The organism is Gordonia rubripertincta (assembly GCF_038024875.1).
Classification (GTDB): Bacteria; Actinomycetota; Actinomycetes; order Mycobacteriales; family Mycobacteriaceae; genus Gordonia; species Gordonia rubripertincta.
The window spans coordinates 5133987-5150537 of the sequence record NZ_CP136136.1 but is presented as its reverse complement, the minus strand read 5'-3'; the positions used below and the strand labels follow the sequence as shown (position 1 = coordinate 5150537).

At 66.5% G+C, this 16551-nt stretch carries 18 protein-coding genes, 1 other RNA gene and 1 pseudogene; 9 read left to right on the top strand and 11 right to left on the bottom strand.

Translation table 11 applies throughout. The features are described from left to right. Positions 1-6: 6 nt before the first annotated feature. From prfB to smpB, 6 genes are all read left to right on the top strand, one after another. Positions 7-1122, top strand: a complete 1116-nt coding sequence (gene prfB / locus RVF83_RS23565) for a peptide chain release factor 2 (protein WP_039880451.1) — start codon at positions 7-9, stop codon at positions 1120-1122. Beyond that, positions 1119-2081: a mechanosensitive ion channel family protein gene (locus RVF83_RS23560; protein ID WP_005198436.1), complete on the top strand. Its 963-nt coding sequence runs from the start codon at positions 1119-1121 to the stop codon at positions 2079-2081. Before prfB ends, RVF83_RS23560 begins: the two co-directional genes overlap by 4 nt. Continuing rightward, positions 2081-2560, top strand: coding sequence for a hypothetical protein (locus RVF83_RS23555; RefSeq protein ID WP_005198438.1), 480 nt, complete (start codon positions 2081-2083; stop codon positions 2558-2560). The genes RVF83_RS23560 and RVF83_RS23555 overlap by 1 nt, the downstream gene beginning before the upstream one ends. Before the next feature lie 88 nt (positions 2561-2648). Further along, positions 2649-3335 carry a cell division ATP-binding protein FtsE gene (gene ftsE / locus RVF83_RS23550; protein WP_005198440.1) on the top strand — a complete coding sequence of 229 codons (687 nt, stop codon included), beginning with the start codon at positions 2649-2651 and terminating at the stop codon, positions 3333-3335. Positions 3336-3390: 55 nt separating this feature from the next. Beyond that, positions 3391-4299: a permease-like cell division protein FtsX gene (gene ftsX, locus RVF83_RS23545; RefSeq protein WP_005198441.1), complete on the top strand. Its 909-nt coding sequence runs from the start codon at positions 3391-3393 to the stop codon at positions 4297-4299. An 87-nt stretch (positions 4300-4386) separates the two neighbouring features. Further along, the gene (gene smpB / locus RVF83_RS23540; RefSeq protein WP_005198442.1) at positions 4387-4863 is read left to right on the top strand and encodes an SsrA-binding protein SmpB; all 477 of its coding nucleotides are present in this window, start codon (positions 4387-4389) and stop codon (positions 4861-4863) included. Between the two features lie 25 nt (positions 4864-4888). Here the strand turns inward: smpB and RVF83_RS23535 are convergent, their stop codons facing one another. Next, positions 4889-5245 carry a hypothetical protein gene (locus tag RVF83_RS23535; protein ID WP_005198443.1) on the bottom strand — a complete coding sequence of 119 codons (357 nt, stop codon included), beginning with the start codon at positions 5243-5245 and terminating at the stop codon, positions 4889-4891. Positions 5246-5373: 128 nt separating this feature from the next. On the opposite strand from RVF83_RS23535, the gene RVF83_RS23530 reads away from it, so the two are divergent. Together RVF83_RS23530 and ssrA are read left to right on the top strand one after the other, a co-directional pair. Continuing rightward, positions 5374-5925 carry a TetR/AcrR family transcriptional regulator gene (locus RVF83_RS23530; protein WP_005198444.1) on the top strand — a complete coding sequence of 184 codons (552 nt, stop codon included), beginning with the start codon at positions 5374-5376 and terminating at the stop codon, positions 5923-5925. An 89-nt stretch (positions 5926-6014) separates the two neighbouring features. Then, positions 6015-6390, top strand: a transfer-messenger RNA (tmRNA) gene (gene ssrA / locus RVF83_RS23525). Between the two features lie 55 nt (positions 6391-6445). Here ssrA and RVF83_RS23520 read toward each other — a convergent pair. The 8 genes from RVF83_RS23520 to RVF83_RS23485 all read right to left on the bottom strand — a co-directional run bounded on the left by RVF83_RS23520 (position 6446) and on the right by RVF83_RS23485 (position 13444). Next, complete coding sequence (locus RVF83_RS23520; protein WP_039880407.1) at positions 6446-6943, bottom strand: hypothetical protein; 498 nt, start codon at positions 6941-6943, stop codon at positions 6446-6448. Positions 6944-7211: 268 nt separating this feature from the next. Then, the gene (locus RVF83_RS23515; RefSeq protein ID WP_005198447.1) at positions 7212-7367 is read right to left on the bottom strand and encodes a DUF6131 family protein; all 156 of its coding nucleotides are present in this window, start codon (positions 7365-7367) and stop codon (positions 7212-7214) included. Positions 7368-7525: 158 nt separating this feature from the next. Further along, complete coding sequence (locus RVF83_RS23510) at positions 7526-8401, bottom strand: metal ABC transporter permease (RefSeq protein WP_005198449.1); 876 nt, start codon at positions 8399-8401, stop codon at positions 7526-7528. Next, complete coding sequence (locus RVF83_RS23505; protein ID WP_005198450.1) at positions 8398-9171, bottom strand: metal ABC transporter ATP-binding protein; 774 nt, start codon at positions 9169-9171, stop codon at positions 8398-8400. Before RVF83_RS23505 ends, RVF83_RS23510 begins: the two co-directional genes overlap by 4 nt. Beyond that, positions 9168-10091 carry a metal ABC transporter substrate-binding protein gene (locus tag RVF83_RS23500; protein WP_005198452.1) on the bottom strand — a complete coding sequence of 308 codons (924 nt, stop codon included), beginning with the start codon at positions 10089-10091 and terminating at the stop codon, positions 9168-9170. Before RVF83_RS23500 ends, RVF83_RS23505 begins: the two co-directional genes overlap by 4 nt. Positions 10092-10208: 117 nt before the next feature. Beyond that, positions 10209-11348, bottom strand: a complete 1140-nt coding sequence (locus RVF83_RS23495) for an ABC transporter permease (RefSeq protein ID WP_005198454.1) — start codon at positions 11346-11348, stop codon at positions 10209-10211. Beyond that, positions 11345-12184: an ABC transporter ATP-binding protein gene (locus RVF83_RS23490; protein WP_005198457.1), complete on the bottom strand. Its 840-nt coding sequence runs from the start codon at positions 12182-12184 to the stop codon at positions 11345-11347. Before RVF83_RS23490 ends, RVF83_RS23495 begins: the two co-directional genes overlap by 4 nt. An 18-nt stretch (positions 12185-12202) precedes the next feature. Then, entirely contained in the window at positions 12203-13444 is a 1242-nt protein-coding gene (locus tag RVF83_RS23485; RefSeq protein ID WP_005198462.1) for a CaiB/BaiF CoA transferase family protein, read from the bottom strand. Positions 13445-13586: 142 nt separating this feature from the next. Between RVF83_RS23485 and RVF83_RS23480 the strand changes: the two genes are divergently transcribed. Beyond that, entirely contained in the window at positions 13587-15365 is a 1779-nt protein-coding gene (locus tag RVF83_RS23480) for a long-chain-acyl-CoA synthetase (RefSeq protein ID WP_005198464.1), read from the top strand. Positions 15366-15395: 30 nt separating this feature from the next. On the opposite strand, the pseudogene RVF83_RS23475 reads toward RVF83_RS23480, so the two are convergent. Together RVF83_RS23475 and RVF83_RS23470 are read right to left on the bottom strand one after the other, a co-directional pair. Continuing rightward, positions 15396-15727, bottom strand: a pseudogene (locus RVF83_RS23475) (hypothetical protein). Positions 15728-15785: 58 nt separating this feature from the next. Further along, the gene (locus RVF83_RS23470) at positions 15786-16436 is read right to left on the bottom strand and encodes an alpha/beta fold hydrolase (protein WP_005198466.1); all 651 of its coding nucleotides are present in this window, start codon (positions 16434-16436) and stop codon (positions 15786-15788) included. Between the last annotated feature and the right edge of the window lie 115 nt (positions 16437-16551).

Here is a 16551-nt window from a genome sequence, read left to right as displayed (position 1 = left end):
ATGATTGTGCATCCCGACGTGACCGCAGACCTCGAATCCCTCGACGCCACCTTGACCACCGTGGAAAAGGTGCTCGACCTCGAGGAGCTACGCCGTCGAATCGACGAGCTGGAGATGCAGGCCTCGGATCCCGACCTGTGGAACGACCAGGACCACGCGCAGAAGGTCACCAGCGAGCTGTCGCACGCCCAGTCCGAACTCCGCAAGGTCTCCGAGCTGCGCCAGCGCCTCGAGGACCTGCCCGTGCACTACGAGCTGGCCGAGTCCGAAGAGGGCGAGGACAAGGCCGCGGCCCTGGCCGACGCCGACGAGGAGCGGTCCAGCCTGCGCGCCGACATCGAGGCCATGGAGGTCAAGACGATGCTCGCGGGCGAGTACGACTCTCGCGAGGCCGTGGTCAACATCCGGTCCGGCGCCGGTGGCGTCGACGCCGCCGACTGGGCGCAGATGCTCATGCGCATGTACATCCGCTGGGCCGAACAGAAGGGCTACGGCGTCGAGGTCTACGACACCTCCTACGCCGAAGAGGCCGGCCTCAAGTCCGCGACCTTCGCCGTGAAGGCGCCCTACATGTACGGCACTCTCTCGGTGGAGCAGGGCACCCACCGTCTCGTGCGGATCAGCCCGTTCGACAACCAGAGCCGCCGCCAGACCTCGTTCGCCGAGGTCGAGGTGCTGCCGGTGGTCGAGACCACCGACCACATCGACGTCGACGAGAACGACATCAAGGTCGACGTCTACCGCTCGTCGGGCCCCGGTGGGCAGTCGGTCAACACCACCGACTCCGCGGTGCGCCTGACGCACATCCCCACCGGCATCGTCGTGACCTGTCAGAACGAGAAGAGCCAGCTGCAGAACAAGGCATCGGCGATGCGCGTGCTGCAGGCCAAGCTCCTCGAGCGCAAGCGCCAGGAGGAGCGCGCCGAGCTCGACGCGCTCAAGGGCGACGGCGGCTCGAGCTGGGGCAACCAGATGCGGTCCTACGTGCTGCACCCGTACCAGATGGTCAAGGACCTGCGGACCGGTGTGGAGGACAACAACCCGACCGCCGTGCTCGACGGCGAGCTCGACAAGTTCATCGAAGCCGGTATCCGCTGGCGTATGGCGTCCGCCGAAGCGTGATCGTGCACCCCGGAGTCGAGTGGCTGGCCGCTGCGCCGTCCCCGACCGAACTCCTTCTCGGTCGGGTCTATGTCTGGCTGGCCACCAGCGGCCTCGAGATCGTCATCTGGATCCTCGGGGCGGTCCTGCTGGCCCGAGTCATCCGGTGGTTTGCCGGCAAATACGCGGCGCGGGTCGAGTCACGGTTCTCCACCAGCGACCTCATCGTGCAGACGGAGGACGCCAAACATCGTCGGGCGCTCGTCGACGTGGTGGCCTGGACGCTCATCGTGGGCATTGCGATCGTCGTCATCATCCACATCCTGGGCGTCTTCGGCATCCCGATCAGCGGGCTCACCGGCCCGACCGCGGTGATCGGTGCGGCACTCGGCTTCGGCGCGCAGCGAATCGTGCAGGACATCCTGGCCGGCTTCTTCGTCGTCGCCGAGAAGCAGTACGGCTACGGTGACGTGGTCAACCTGACGGTGACCGGCAACGCGCCGGCGGAGGGGACCGTGGAGGATGTCACCCTCCGCGTGACCAAGCTGCGCACCAGCGAGGGCGAGGTCATCACCGTTCCCAACGGTCAGATCATCAAGGCCACCAACCTGTCGAAGGACTGGGCGCGCGCCGTCGTCGACGTACCCATTCCGGCGGAAGCGGACATCGGTCTGGTCAACGAGACACTCGACCGCGTCGGTCGTGAGTTCTACGCATTGCCGCGCTGGCACGACCTGCTGCTCGACGCGCCGTCCTCCCTCGGTGTGGTCAGCCTCGAGCTCGATTCGATCACCGTGCGCATGGTCACGCGCACCCTGCCGGGCAAGCAGTTCGAGGTGGGTCGCGCACTTCGCGTCCACATCATCCGGGCGTTGGTCCGCGAGGGGATCAACGTGCCGCCGCGCGACATCCAGGCCTCGAGCGGTCCGCCGGCGACCCTGGCCGATCAGGTCGGTCGCGACCGGGACGGGGACGAGTGATGACCGGATCTCAGGAGAATCAGCCCGTTCAGTCGGGGGCGAGCGGCCAGGACGACGGTCGTCGTCGGCGCACCTTCCGGTGGAATCAGCACATCGGTCGGACGTCGATCCGGATCAGCACCGCCATCCTCTTCGTGGTGTTCATTGTCTGCTGCATCCTCTATGGCTACACCTCCCAGCGCTACGGCGTCGTCTCGCCGGAACCGCCGCGTCCTGCGCCGAGGACGTCGCAGGTCGTCGAACCGACCTACGAGCGGCCGCTGCCGTCGACGTACGAGGAATCCACCTCGCAGACGTCGTCGGCGTCGTCGACGACCGGCGAACCCGGGGTCGAGGGTGGGACCGGGACGCCTCTGCCGCCGGGACAGACGGGGTCGCCGTCGGAGTCCACCACGCGTCAGACGATCCCGGGTCTGCCCGGCGTCGAGATCCCGAACTTCGGGGCGCCGACGCCCACCACGCCCGTTCCGACACGCTGACGCCGGGGAACCGCTGGTCAGAGAGTTGTTCGACGCGGCGTGTTGCGCCTGAACGGACTCTCAGGCGTCGTCGTTACACTGGCTCATCGTGATCAAGCTGGAGAACGTCACGATGCAGTACAAGGCATCCTCTCGGCCGGCTCTGAAGGATTTGAGCTTCGAGGTCGACAAGGGGGAGTTCGCGTTCCTGATCGGGCCGTCCGGATCGGGCAAGTCGACGTTCTTCCGGTTGCTGCTCAAAGAGGACCGGCCCACGAGCGGCGATGTGTACCTCGGTGAGTTCCACGTCAACAAGATGCGGGCCCGTTCGGTTCCGAAGCTCCGCCAGTCGATCGGCTGTGTCTTCCAGGACTTCCGGTTGCTGCAGAAGAAGACCGTCGCCGAGAACGTCGCCTTCGCGCTCGAGGTGATCGGCCGGCCGAAGTCGACGATCCAGCGCGTGGTGCCCGAGGTGCTCGAGTACGTCGGTCTCGAGGGCAAGCACGACCGCATGCCCAACGAGCTGTCCGGTGGCGAGATGCAGCGTGTGGCCATTGCCCGCGCGATCGTCAACCGCCCGCTCGTGCTGCTGGCCGATGAGCCGACCGGAAACCTCGATCCCGAGACCAGCGAGGAGATCGTCGACGTCCTCGACCGGGTGAACCGTCGGGGCACCACGGTGGTCATGGCCACCCACGACCGGCACATCGTCGACGCGATGCGGCGCCGCGTCCTCGAATTCGACAACGGGCAGCTCGTGCGCAACGACCCGCAGGGTGTGTACGGAATCGGCTGACGACTCAGCCCACCCCCGACACACAACAACGACCCCCAAGGACGCCTGAGCAAGCATGCGAGCGAATTTCATCATCAGCGAGGTTCTCAACGGACTGCGCCGCAACGCGACCATGACCATCGCGATGATCATCACCACGGCGATCACGCTGGGAATGTTCGGCGGCGGTCTGCTGGTGATCCAGATGGCCGACAAGAGCCAGAAGATCTTCCTGGACCGGGTGGAGATGGAGTTCTACCTCAATCCCGAGGTCACCGAACGCGATCCGCAGTGTGAGGCGGACCCCTGCGCGCAGCTGCGGCGGGGACTCGAGAACGAGCCGGGGGTCACGTCGGTGACGTACCTGGACAAGGACGAGGCCTACAAGCGTGCGAAGGAGATCTTCGCCAACAACCCCGACCTCGCCGAGAACATCGTCGAGGGCACACTGCCGGCCTCACTGCGGGTACGGGTCTCCGACCCGGGGCAGTTCGACGCGGTGCTCACCGAGTATGCAGGCCGAAAAGACCTGGGCATTGACGCTTTCAAGGACGACCGCAAACTGGTGCAACGCATCTTCAGCGTGCTCGACGGGGTGCGCAACGCGACGTTCGCGATCGCGTCGGTGCTCGCGATCGCGGCCATCCTGCTGATCATCAACACCGTTCAGATCGCAGCCTTCACCAGACGGACCGAGGTGTCGATCATGCGACTGGTGGGCGCGACGCGGTGGTACACGCAGTTGCCGTTCCTGCTGGAGGCGGTGGTGTCCGCCCTTGCCGGTTCGTTGCTGGCGATCGGTGGCCTGCTGCTCGCGAAGAAGTTCTTCTTCGACACCGCGCTGAAGGAGCTCTACGGCGTGAGCTTCTTCGCCCGCATCGAACTGACGGATGTCTTGTTCGTTGCGCCCTGGCTGATCCTCGGCGGAATCGTGTTGGCGGGCGCGACGGCTTATGTCACCCTTCGTGTGTACGTCCGGGAATGAGCGGACCCGCCGCCGGCGTTCCACACAGGCTTGACTACGGTCTATTCGACCCGGACAACCGTCGATCCACGAGGAGGTGAGTGCGCGATGCCCAAGGAAAAGGGACGCAACGTGATTGCCCAGAACCGCAAGGCGCGCCACAACTACACCATCCTCGACGTCTACGAGGCCGGCATCGTTCTCGTCGGAACCGAGGTGAAGAGCCTGCGCGCCGGTAAGGCTTCGCTCGTGGATGCGTTCGCCACGATCGACGACGGCGAGGTCTGGCTGCACGCCCTGCACATCGCCGAGTACGGCCAGGGCTCGTGGACCAACCACTCGGTTCGGCGCAAGCGCAAGCTGCTGATGCATCGTCGTGAGATCGACAACCTGATCGGCAAGATCCGCGACGGCAACCTCACGCTCGTGCCGCTGTCTCTGTACTTCAGCGACGGTCGGGTGAAGGTCGAGTTGGCGCTGGCCCGCGGTAAGCAGGCGCACGACAAGCGCCACGACATCGCCAAGCGGACCGCGCAGCGTGAGGTCGAGCGCGAGGTCGGCCGTCGCGTGAAGGGGATGGGCTGACCGCTGACCGACCGTGTCGGTCGGGTCAGGCGGCCTTGTAGAGGCGGGTGCCCTCGGCGGGTTCGGGCGTCACCGCATGTCCTTTCCCTCGGTAGGTGCGCTCGTACTGCTCGACCTGCGCGCGGTGAAGGGGAGGCGTCATCGGGTCGGAGTACACCCGGACATCGCCCCCGCGTTGACTTTCTGCGGCCTGCGCCAGCTGGAGACGGAACGCTGCGATCGACAGCGCGAACAGTACGACCATCACGATCCCGGACGGCCACGCGGGGCCGCCGAACTGGCCGGCGAGGGTCAAGAGGAACACCCCCATGCTGACGAATCCGAGCAGCAGGATCAGGTAGCCGATGAATCCGTGGGACTTCGGATGGTTTGTGGTGCGCATTGATCCTCCTAGACAAAGCGATACATTCGGTGTAGCGATACATCAACTGTATCGCTACAGTATGTGTAGCGCCTGAGGGCTTCGTGCTATTCCTGAAGAACCGTTTTCCACGACGAAGGGGTCCGCAGGTGCCTGCTGACAGCGGTGCGAAGATCATCGAGGCTGCGCTGGAACTACTGCGCACAAGGGGGCCGTCGGGCGTGACGATCGAGGCCGTCGCCGCCCACTCCGGCGTCGCCCGGACCACCATCTATCGGCGTCACCGCAACCGTGACGAGATGCTCACCGCTGCACTCGTCGCCGTGGGGACGCCGCCGGCCCCCGATGAGGAACTGTCGGGGGAGCAGCGCCTCCGATGGGTGGTCCGGCACGCGGCGTCGATGGTGTCCGACGGCATCGGCTTCGGTGGGATGGCGGCGCTGATCACCGACGCCGATCCCGCCTTCACCGAGATCTTCCGCACCGTGCTGTCGACGCACCGCGCCGACCTCGCGAGGGTCATCGACGACGGCAAGAGTCGTGGACTCGTGGCGTCGACTGTGGAGCCGGACACATTCATCGATGGCGTCGTCGGAAGTCTTGTCGCCGAAAAGGCCAGGTCGGGAACCGTCGGCGAGGATTGGGAAGACCGCGTCGTCGCCATGTATGCGCCCATCGTGCTCGCGCCGGTGCCGCGCTGATCGAGCCCCGACGGTATCGGGAATGAAGTCCGCTGTCCGACTTGTTAGACTGAATTACTCACTGACTCCGGTCGGTGGGTACCTGTCTCGGGGCTGATCGGTTTCGACTACGTGCGTCGAGGTAGGGGAAGCGTGTCGGTGCAGGCTGGAGACCACCGTATAAGCGTCGCAGCAACCAATTAAGCGCCGATTCCAATCAGCGCGACTACGCCCTCGCTGCCTAAGTAGCGACGGCTGGTCTGTCGGCCCGGATTGTGCTCCCGAATCCGGATGCCGGCATCATCTCAGGGAGCTCACCGTCCTCGCCGGTCGCGGGTGAGGTCGGAACATCAAACAGCGACTGGGATCGTCATCTCGGCTTGTTCGCGTGACCGAGAGATCCAAGTAGAGACATAGCGGACTGCACACGGAGAAGCCCTACCAACACGACGGAGGACCCGGGTTCAATTCCCGGCAGCTCCACGGACGAAGCGCCCCACCTGTTCACAGGTGGGGCGCTTTGCGTTCGGGGTTCGACGGGTCAGCTCGGCTGGGGTTGTTGTCCGGCTGACGGCGTGCTCGGTGTCTGGCCGCCCGGCGCGTCCGTCGAATCGCGGTCGCCCGGTCGCGGTCCACGGGGGCCGGGCGTCCCATCGCCGTCGGGTCCGCCGCGGAACTGTCCGGGCGGGCCGCCACGACCTTCCAGCTGACCGAGGTCACCGCCGTGGCGAACCACTGCGACGCGGTCGTGGCGGTCGGACGTCGTGTCGGCGGTGATGTATCCGGCCCCAAAGCCGAGCGCGGCCGCTATCGCCGCCACCCCCAGTCCGCCTGCGATGAGTACCGGCGTCCTCGGCCTCGGCGTCCTCGACGGATAGACAGGTGCGGGTGCAGCGAGGTCTGTTGCCGGGGAGCCTGTCTCGGGGATCCGCGCGGTCGGCTGATCGTCGGCGGGTGCCGGCGCGATCGGGGTCGTCGACGCGTCGGGCGCGATATCCTCGTGCGACTCGGGCGTCGGATCATTCGGGGTCGTGTTCATGGCTGTCGCTCTCGTTCGCGATGGGGACTCCGGGTGCTCCCGGGTGGCGAACGCCATGGTGCTGACGCTTTCTGGAGTGACGCTGTCGGCGACCTGTACATCTGCTGGGAACGGCCCACGGCAGCCCCACGGCCAGAGCGCCCCACCTGTTCGCAGGTGGGGCGCTCATCGGTACAGCAGTCCTACAGGGGTCGCGTCGAGAAATTCGGGCCGACCCCGAACTTCGAGTTCGGCGAAAGCCCTGGTGCTGACCCTGCGAATGCCTGACTCAGTAGTAGTGCGCTCGACCGCCCACCGCGCGCCCGGTGGCACCGAGGACTGCGAGGATCACGCCGATCACGGCGATGATGATGCCCAGGGTCCACAGGATCGGGATGCCGAAAATGAATCCGAGAACTAGAAGAATGATTCCGAGAATGATCACCGCGCACGCTCCGGAGTTCGCAGTTACAGGATGCTCGACGCTGCTGCAAGCACCATTGATGTTACCCTCGTCACATCCGACGGCGCGCCAAACGATGCCCGACGTCGGACCACGTGCGCTCGCGGCGGGACTGGCGGCCGGGACCCGCCGGAGACGGCTCAGGCTGCGGCCGCGTCGGCCAGTGAGTGCTCGCGATGACGACGTCGCTTGCTGATGACGCCGTGGGCCGGGCTGAACAGGAACACGAGCAGGAACAGTATTCCCTGCACCAGCACGACCATGCCGCCGGGCGAGGTGTCCTGATAGTAGGAGACGTACAGGCCGATGACGCCGCACAGTGCCGAGGTGGCCGGCGCGATGATCAGCATCCGGTTGAAGCGGTCGGTGAGCAGTTGCGCTGTCGCGCCGGGGATGATCAGCATCGCCACGACGAGCACGATGCCGACCACCTGCAGTGCGGTCACGGCGGTGAGAGCCAACAGGGCGAGAAGTGCCGCACCCAACAGCCTCGGGCTGAGGCCGATGGCGAAGGCGTGGGTCGGATCGAACGCGTAGAGGGTGAAGTCGCGCCGCTTGAGCAGCAGGATCACCGCGACGATGGCGCCGAGGATCGCGATCTGGATCAGATCGGACGTCGAGACGCCGAGCAGGTTGCCGAAGATGATGTGGTTCAGATCTGTCTGGCTCGGCGTCACCGAGATCAGAACCAGACCGAGGGCGAACAACGTTGTGAAGACGATGCCGATCGCGGCATCCTCTTTCACCCGGCCGCCGTCGCGGACCGCACCGATCATCGCCACCGCGAGGAAGCCGAAGACCACCGCGCCGATGGCGAAAGGGAAACCGACGATGTAGGCGAGGACGACTCCCGGCAGCACCGCATGGGAAACGGCGTCACCCATCAGCGACCAGCCGATCAGCACCAGCCAGCACGACAGCAGCGCGCAGACGACTGACGCGATCAGCGTCGCCCACAGCGCCCGGGTCATGAAGGCGTAGGCGAACGGGTCGAGGACGTAGTCGACGATGTTCATGACGCCTCCTCCCGGCGGTCACCGGGAGTTCGTTCGGTCCGGTCCAGCGGGTCGAGTCCGAAGGCGCGCACCAGATTGTCGGTGGTGATGACCTCGGCGGGGTCGCCCTGCGCGACTACCCGGCGCATCAGCAGGATCGCCTCGTCGGCGAGGGTCGGCAGGACCTGGAGGTCGTGTGTGGAGACCAGGATCGTCACGCCGGAATCGGCGAGTTGGCGGAGCAACGCGGTGATGGTGGCCTCGGTACGTTTGTCGACGCCGGCGAACGGCTCGTCGAGCAACAGGATCGAGGCCTCCTGCGCGATGCCGCGTGCCACGAAGGCGCGCTTGCGCTGACCGCCGGAGAGCTGACCGATCTGACGGTCGGCGTAGTCGGTGAGTTCGACGCGCGCGAGTGCTTCGTCGACGGCGTCATGGTCGGCGCGCTTGGGTCGGCGGGTGAAGCCGAGATGGCCGTAGCGGCCGGTCATCACGACGTCGCGCACGGAGAGCGGGAACGACCAGTCGATGTCCTCGGACTGCGGGACGTACCCGACGAGGCCGGATTTGCGTGCGGCGGCAGGGGATCTGCCGGCGAGCGTGACCGAGCCGGTGGTCGGGGTGACCGACCCGACGATCGTCTTGAACAGCGTCGACTTTCCCGATCCGTTCATGCCGACGAGCGCGCAGATGCGGCCGGTCGGCACGCGCACCGAGGCGTGGTCGAGCGCGAGGATGCGGCCGTAGCGCACCGTCACGTCGTCGACCTCGATGGCATGCGAGGTGATCATCGGTTGTCTCCCGTCAGTCCCGACACGATGGTCCGGGCGTCGTGGCGGATCAGGTCGAGGTAGGTGGGCACCGGGCCGTCGGCCTCGGAGAGGGAGTCGACGTACAGCGTGCCGCCGAAGCGGGCGTCGGTGGCTCCGACGACCTGCTGCATCGCGGCGTCGGACACCGTGGACTCGCAGAACACCGCCGGCACCCGGTTCGTGCGGACGAAGTCGATGGCCGCGGCGACCTGCTGCGGGGTGGCCTGCTGCTCGGCGTTGACCGGCCAGATGTAGCGCTCGGTGAGTCCGGCATCGCGCGCGAGATAGGCGAAGGCGCCCTCGCAGGTGACCAGCGCGCGTTCGTTGGGCGGCAGATCGTCCAGCGCGGAGACCAGGTCGGTCTGCACCTGCTGCAGCTGCTTCTTGTACGACGCGCCGTTGGCCGCGAAGATCTCGGCGCCTTCGGGGTCCAGGTCGGTGAACGCCTCGACCAGGTTGTCGACGTAGATGCCGACGTTCACCGGAGACATCCACGCATGCGGATTCGGTTTGCCCGCATAGGCATCCGAGGCGATGTCGATCGGGTCGACGCCTTTGCTCGCGACGATGTGCTCGACGTCGAGCCCGTCGACGAACTGTCCGAACCAGGCCTCGAGGTTGAGTCCGTTGTCGACGACGAGCGATGCGGTCGCGGTGCGTCGCACATCGCCCGGAGTCGGTTCGTAACCGTGGATCTCGGCACCGGGTTTGGTGATCGACTCGACGCGCAGGCGGTCGCCCGCGACGTTCGACGCGATGTCGGCGAGCACGGTGAAGGTCGTCAGAACCACCTTCTCGTCGGGGAGTCGGCTGGACAGTGTGCAGCCCGAGATGACCGTGCACAGGACAGCGATCAGCGCCCCGGCGGAGAGTAGTCGACGCGCGCGCACCTCGGGCATGCCGACACTATAGTTTCGGGCGGCCGAACTTTCCAGTCGAGGGTGGCCGAAAGTCTGCGAGAAGGCGCTGGCCCCTCGACCACGGGTGCTACCCGGCCGGCGGATTTGTCGTGGCGCTCAGGCGATCCGGACCCCGCGTGCCAGTTTCCCCGCGGGGACTCGTAATCGTCGTGTGGCCACCCAGAATCCGATGCCTCCGAGGGCGAAGTAGAACGTGAGTCCGAAATACCACGAGTCACCGACCTTCGACGTCTCGTGTGCCGTCTCGCGGACGCTGTAATTTGCGGGGTCGACAGCCGGGTAGGTGTACGTGATGTCCGAGCAATACCTCGAACCGATGTAGGGGCCCGCGCGCACCGCGGAGAAGACCTGCGAGATCTCCGTCGCGACGCTGGACGCCGCCTCTCGGTCGAGAGGGTCGCGCTGAGGGGCGGCGGCATCGGCGACGATGAAGAACGGGTTGGGTGCCAACAACCACCAGATGTGTTCGTGATGGTGGAACTCGCGGTCCTCGCGGACCTCACGACAGGTCGACGTCGGGAGCTGCGGAGGGTTGTCGACGAACGTCGTGACCGGCCGGATGACCGTGTGCGTCTGTGTCGTTGCCGGGAAAAGCAGACCGAAGACGATGGGTAGACCCAGGATGAGGAACAGCACGCTCGCCTGGGTGAGGACCGCCGACCCGGCGGGCCGCGTCGTGATCGCGGAGAAACCGAGTCCGATGCCCGCATAGCAGGCGAAGAGGACGATCAGCACCGCCACGCCCCCGAGACCGTGTGCGACTCCATTCGGCGACGCGACGATGCCCCAGATGACATACGGGGCCGCGACCCCCACGAAAGCCAGACTCGCCAGCCAGCTGCCGATCAATTTCCCCAGTGCCAGCTGCGAATTCGTGATGGAGGTGGCTTGGACGACGGCCAGCGTGGCGTCCTTGCGATCGCCGTTGATCGTCGTCGCGGCCAACGTCGGAGCGACGATGATGCCGAGAAAGAGCAGAAACCCGACGAGGATCTCGTACAGAGCCGATGACCACCCCCGGTACGTGCCGCCGAATGCGACCACCGACAGGTACAGGGATCCCAGCACGACCAGGGACACCACCGCGAAAGAGGTCGCGAGAATGGCCTTCCACCGGGTCGTCCGCAGGCGTTGGCGCAGTTCGAGTTCCACGATGACCCAGACCATCCGCCACCAGGTGGTGAATGCGGTCGTGCGGCTCGTGGGTCGAGTCGGTTGTTCGAGAAGGGGGGTCATCGGCGCTCCGGGTCCAGGGCCAGATAGGCATCTTCGATACCGCTCGAGGTGGGTGCGAACTCCGCGACCGCGGCCCCGGAGCGGATCAACTCGCGCAGATATCCCGCGGCCGCGGGCTCGTCATCGAAATGCCGTTGCTCGGCGTCGGACATCGACTGGCCGGCCAGCCTGATGCGCCACACGTGGCCTGCGGCCGGTGGCGGTCGGTGAGTGCGTCCGCCGGTCATGAGCACCACGTCGTCGACCATCTCATCGAGTTCGGAAAGGATGTGGGACGACACCAGAACCGCGCACCCGTCATCGGCGAGTCGGCGGAGTTGACTGCGTAGGTCCATCCGCGACCGCGGGTCCATGCCGGAGGCCGGTTCATCGAGGAGAAGGAATTGCGGGCTGTGGACCAGTGCCCGGGCAAAGCCGAGTCGCTGCTTCTGCCCACGGGACAACTCGTGCGCCGGCCGGGCGGCGAACTCGCTCAGGTGGACCAGTTCGAGCAGTTCGTCGGCCCGCCGACGTGCCCAAGCCGTGCGCAAGCCGTACAGCCGGCCGAAAGTCGTCAGGATCTCGTGTGCGGTGAGGCTCTCCCACGTGCCGAAGACATCGGGCATCCAGCCGATGAGTCGCCGGGCGTCCTCGGGCGACGCCGGAGACCCGTCGATGACGATGGTGCCGTCGTCCGGTGCGAGGAGTCCGGCGAGTAGCAGGAGCAGCGTGGTCTTCCCGGCCCCGTTGGGGCCGACCAGTCCGCAGATCCGACCGGGGGTGAGTTCCAGGCCTGCGTCGGCGACAGCGAGGTGCCGGCCGAAGGTGCGTGAGAGCCCGGTCGCGACCAATGACATCCCCCGACCATAGTCGAGTCAGATGACCCCGCCCTCATGTAATTCGGTCAGGTCGGCCGACGACAGCCCCAGCATCTCGCCGTAGACGGCCTCGTTGTCGTACCCCGGCGTGGGCGGTCCGGCATTGCGGATGCCGCCGGGTGTCTCGCTGAACTGAGGGACGACGCCGGGTCCGAGTACGGTGCGCTGGGCGCCTTCGTCGTAGTGTTCGGCGATCATGCCGCGCGCCCGCAGGTGCGGGTCTGCGACCACCTCGGCGACCGTGTTGACCGGTCCCACAACGACTCCCGCGGCGCTCAGCACCTCGGTGAGTTTCTCGGCGGAGTACTGCGCCGACCAATCGCCGATCATCACGTCCAGCTCGTCCTGGTTGCGACCGCGGGCGGTGTGATCGGCGAACCGTTCGTCGGTGGCGAGTTCGGGACGGCCCATCGCCTGGCAGAGCCGGGCGAACACCGAGTCCTGGTTGGCTGCGATGATGACGTGGGTGCCGTCGCTGGTGGGGTAGAGGTTCGACGGCGCGATGCCCTCGAGTCGGGTGCCCGACGGTCCGCGCACCACGCCGCCCGCGTCGTAGTCGGCGATCGCCGATTCCTGCACGGCGACACAGGATTCGATGAGTGACGTGTCGACGACCTGGCCCTTCCCGGTCACCGTGCGCCGGTACAGCGCGGCCAGTGCACCCTGGGCGGCGAACATGCCGGCGAGGGTGTCGCCTATCGAAAGTGCCAGTCGCGGAGGCAATTGCCCGGGGTAACCGTTCAGATACCGTAGGCCGCTCGCCGCTTCGGCGACGGATGCATAACCGGCGCGCGTCGCATCCGGCCCGGTCTGCCCGTAGCCGGACACCCGCACGATGACGAGGCCGGGGTTGCGTTCCGACAGCACGTCCGGGCCGATGCCGAGACGTTCGAGCGTGCCGGGCCGGAAGTTCTCGACGACGATGTCGGCGCGGTCGGCGAGCTGGAGGAAGATCTCACGGCCGCGGTCGGAGCGCAGGTCGAGGGTGATCGCTTTCTTGTTGCGGGCGTGGACCGTCCAGTAGAAGCGGTGGCCGTCGACCTCGGCCTGACCCCAGGTGCGGATCGGATCGGGTTTACCCGGCGGTTCGATCTTGATGATGTCGGCGCCCATGTCGCCGAGGAGGCGGGCGGCGTGCGGACCCGCGATCAGGGTGCCCAGCTCGAGCACGGTGACGCCATCGAGCGGCCCCGGCGGGGTTCCTCCTCGGTTCGGCGCGTCAACGGTGTTGTCGGTCATGGGTACACAGTGTGGCCGGTCACAGGTGCAACGCCAAGACGAAGGGTGGACTCACGGTTGGAACGAATCGATCTATGCGTTCCATTGTTGCGGATCTCCGGCTATGGTGTGTGTCGTCGAACACACACCGGGGAGGCTTTGAATGGTTGATCACGCATCGGGGACCGGGCTCCTGCCCGACATCCGTCTCGCCGACATGGCGGCGGGCGTCGCATCGCTGCGCAAGGACATCGGGACCGTTCTGCGTGTGTTGCCGGAGATGCTGCCCAAGCCACCGACCACCAAGATGTCGATCGGCAAGCGCTTCCAGCAGTCCGTCGACAAGTACCCCGACCGCGACTTCCTGCGCTTCGAGGGTTCGTCGATCACCTACCGCGAGGCCAACGCCCGGGCCAACCGTCTCGCCGACTTCCTGACGCGTGAGGGCGTCGGCAAGGGCGATGTGGTGGCGGTGCTGTCGAAGAACCACCCCGATGTCGTGATCGCCATGCTGGGCATCGTCAAGATCGGCGCCATCTGCGGCATGATCAACTTCCACCAGCGCGGCGCAGTGCTCGAGCACAGCCTCGGACTCCTCGACGCCAAGGCTGTTCTGTACCAGGAAGATCTGGGCGAGGCCCTGGACTCGGTCCCGCAGAGTGCGCGTCCGGCAAAAGAATTCACCTTCGAAAAGCTGCCGTCGCTGGTCGCACCGTGCTCGCCGGTCAATCCGAAGGCCACCGAATCCGTCGAGGTCGGCTCGACCGCGATCCTGATCTTCACCTCCGGCACCACCGGATATCCCAAGGCCAGCAAGCTGAGTCACTACCGTTGGCTGGTCGCCATGAACGGCATCGGCGGCCTGGGGATCCGTCTACGCAGCGATGACGTGATGTACACGGCGCTGCCCTTCTACCACAACAACGCGCTCACGATCTCACTGTCGTCGGTGCTCAACTCCGGGGCCTGCCTCGCGATCGGCAAGCAGTTCTCGGCGTCACGATTCTTCGACGAGCTCATCGAGAACGACGCCACCGCGTTCAGCTACATCGGCGAGCTGTGCCGGTATCTCCTTGCGCAGCCGCCGAAGCCGACCGACCGCGCGCACCGCGTCCGGCTCGCCGTCGGCAACGGCTTGCGCCCCGACATCTGGGACGACTTCACCGGACGGTTCGGCATCGACCGCATCGTCGAGCTGTATGCGGCGAGCGAGGCCAACATCGGCTTCGTCAACGTCTTCGGGCTGTCGAAGACCGCGGGTTTCTCACCCCTGCCGTACATCGTCGTCGAGTACGACGAGGAGACCGGTGAGCCGCTCCGCGGACCCGATGGTCGGGTGCAGAAGGTCGGTAAGGGTGGCACGGGACTGCTTCTGGCGCAGATCAACTCGCGCGTCCCCTTCGACGGTTACACCGACCCGAAGGCCACCGAGAAGAAGATCGTCCGCGATGCCCGCAAGAAGGGCGACCAGTGGTTCAACAGTGGCGACGTCGTCCGCGACCAGGGCTTCCACCACATCGGCTTCGTCGACCGCATCGGTGACACCTTCCGCTGGAAGGGCGAGAACGTCGCCACCACCGAGGTCGAGGCCGTGATCGACGCACACGACGCTGTGGAGGAGGCCGTCGTCTTCGGTGTGCCGGTGCCCGGCGTCGACGGCAAGGCCGGGATGGCGGCGGTGAGCCTCCACGACGGTCAGGAGTTCGACGCCGCGGGCTTCGCCGCGCACGTCCGGAAGGGGCTACCGAGCTATGCGGTCCCGCTGTTCGTGCGGATCGTCGACCAGCTCGAGCACACGTCGACCTTCAAGAACATGCGCACCGAACTGCGCAAGCAGGCCTACTCCGAGACCGGTGACGACCCGATGTACGTACTCTCCGGCGACACCTACGTCGAGTTCTACCCGGAGTTCGTCGAAGAACTGTCCGGAGCTCGGCGATAAGAGTGAACGGGGACCGACGTGGTGGCGGTGTCAGCCGTCCACCACGTCGTAGACCGCCTCGGCCGGCGCGGCCAGGAGCCGATCCGCCATCTCCTGCTTGAGGTAGGTCAGGCGCGCCTCCTCCTCGGCAGTGCGCTGACCATCTCGAAGGTGTCCCGTACACCGGGCCCGGTGTGTGCCGTGGCCACGACGATGTCGCGGCGCTCGACCGAGCCGGGTTCACCGAGTTGAGGCAGAGCTCGCTCGAGGACCTTGAACGCGTGCGCGACGCCGCCCGGGAAGCCGGGACCGTGGTATCGGGTCACGTCGTCGATGGTGAAGGAGATCTGGGTGCCCTGATCGGTGACGGTGATCGCGCTCATGCGATGGACTCCTTCGTGGTGCGGGCCGCCGGGGACCGGAGACTTCAGCGTGCGAAGTCTAGTTACGGTGCACAGCGGCCAGGCGTTCGCCCACGAAGTCGAGTGCGCTCCGCTGCCACAGGCCGACATGGTCGAGCATCGCGTGGCCGCCGTCGGGGACGTTGACGAACTCGGCGTCGACGCCCTGTGCCGACAACTCGTCGATGCCCTTGCGGGTGCGCTTGGCGAAGGTGCGTTCGTCCGCGGCGCCGTGGACTGCCACCACGCGGGCACCCGGTTGGATGTGTCGCCAGTCGGCGTGCTGCCACCAGGGGGCGAGGGCGAGGACGCCGATGACACGGCGGTCGGCGGCGAGTTGCGCGGCGACCCGGCCGCCCATCGAATGGCCGATCGCGACGACCGGGGTGCCGGGGTGGCGTCGGCACAACTCGTCGAGCGCGGCGCGCGCCGGGAGCATCGGGCTGCTCTCGTCGCCGTTCCAGCCGTAGACGCGGTACCGCACCTGATGCACCCGAACGGCGCGTCCGTAGCGCAACCGCAACGACCACGTGAACGGGTACATGCGTAACGCCGATCCCTGCCAAGGACTGAACGGCTTGCGGCTGTCGTCGGTGCCGCCGGGCAGCACCAGGACGAGAAGTCCGGCCGGGGCTCGCCGGGTCGGGAACAGGCCGGGGGAGAGCAGTCGCAGGGGACCGGGGTTCAACATGGTCTGGCAGGCCTCCAACGGCACGTCGTCGATCGCTCCACCCTAGCGATTCGATTCCGGGCGGAATATGGACCGGTCTGGTGAGCTTGACGAATTGGTGTCGTCGGACGGGCGA

Bases quoted from the DNA above. Each gene is read 5' to 3' on its own strand.
- RVF83_RS23505 (WP_005198450.1), bottom strand. From the start codon at position 9,171: ATGATCACCTCGCATGCCATCGAGGTCGACGACGTGACGGTGCGCTAC.
- RVF83_RS23470 (WP_005198466.1), bottom strand. From the start codon at position 16,436: ATGTTGAACCCCGGTCCCCTGCGACTGCTCTCCCCCGGCCTGTTCCCG.
- smpB (WP_005198442.1), top strand. From the start codon at position 4,387: ATGCCCAAGGAAAAGGGACGCAACGTGATTGCCCAGAACCGCAAGGCG.
- RVF83_RS23510 (WP_005198449.1), bottom strand. From the start codon at position 8,401: ATGAACATCGTCGACTACGTCCTCGACCCGTTCGCCTACGCCTTCATG.
- RVF83_RS23535 (WP_005198443.1), bottom strand. From the start codon at position 5,245: ATGCGCACCACAAACCATCCGAAGTCCCACGGATTCATCGGCTACCTG.
- RVF83_RS23485 (WP_005198462.1), bottom strand. From the start codon at position 13,444: ATGACCGACAACACCGTTGACGCGCCGAACCGAGGAGGAACCCCGCCG.
- RVF83_RS23555 (WP_005198438.1), top strand. From the start codon at position 2,081: ATGACCGGATCTCAGGAGAATCAGCCCGTTCAGTCGGGGGCGAGCGGC.
- ftsX (WP_005198441.1), top strand. From the start codon at position 3,391: ATGCGAGCGAATTTCATCATCAGCGAGGTTCTCAACGGACTGCGCCGC.
- RVF83_RS23490 (WP_005198457.1), bottom strand. From the start codon at position 12,184: ATGTCATTGGTCGCGACCGGGCTCTCACGCACCTTCGGCCGGCACCTC.
- RVF83_RS23480 (WP_005198464.1), top strand. From the start codon at position 13,587: ATGGTTGATCACGCATCGGGGACCGGGCTCCTGCCCGACATCCGTCTC.
- RVF83_RS23520 (WP_039880407.1), bottom strand. From the start codon at position 6,943: ATGAACACGACCCCGAATGATCCGACGCCCGAGTCGCACGAGGATATC.
- RVF83_RS23495 (WP_005198454.1), bottom strand. From the start codon at position 11,348: ATGACCCCCCTTCTCGAACAACCGACTCGACCCACGAGCCGCACGACC.
- RVF83_RS23500 (WP_005198452.1), bottom strand. From the start codon at position 10,091: ATGCCCGAGGTGCGCGCGCGTCGACTACTCTCCGCCGGGGCGCTGATC.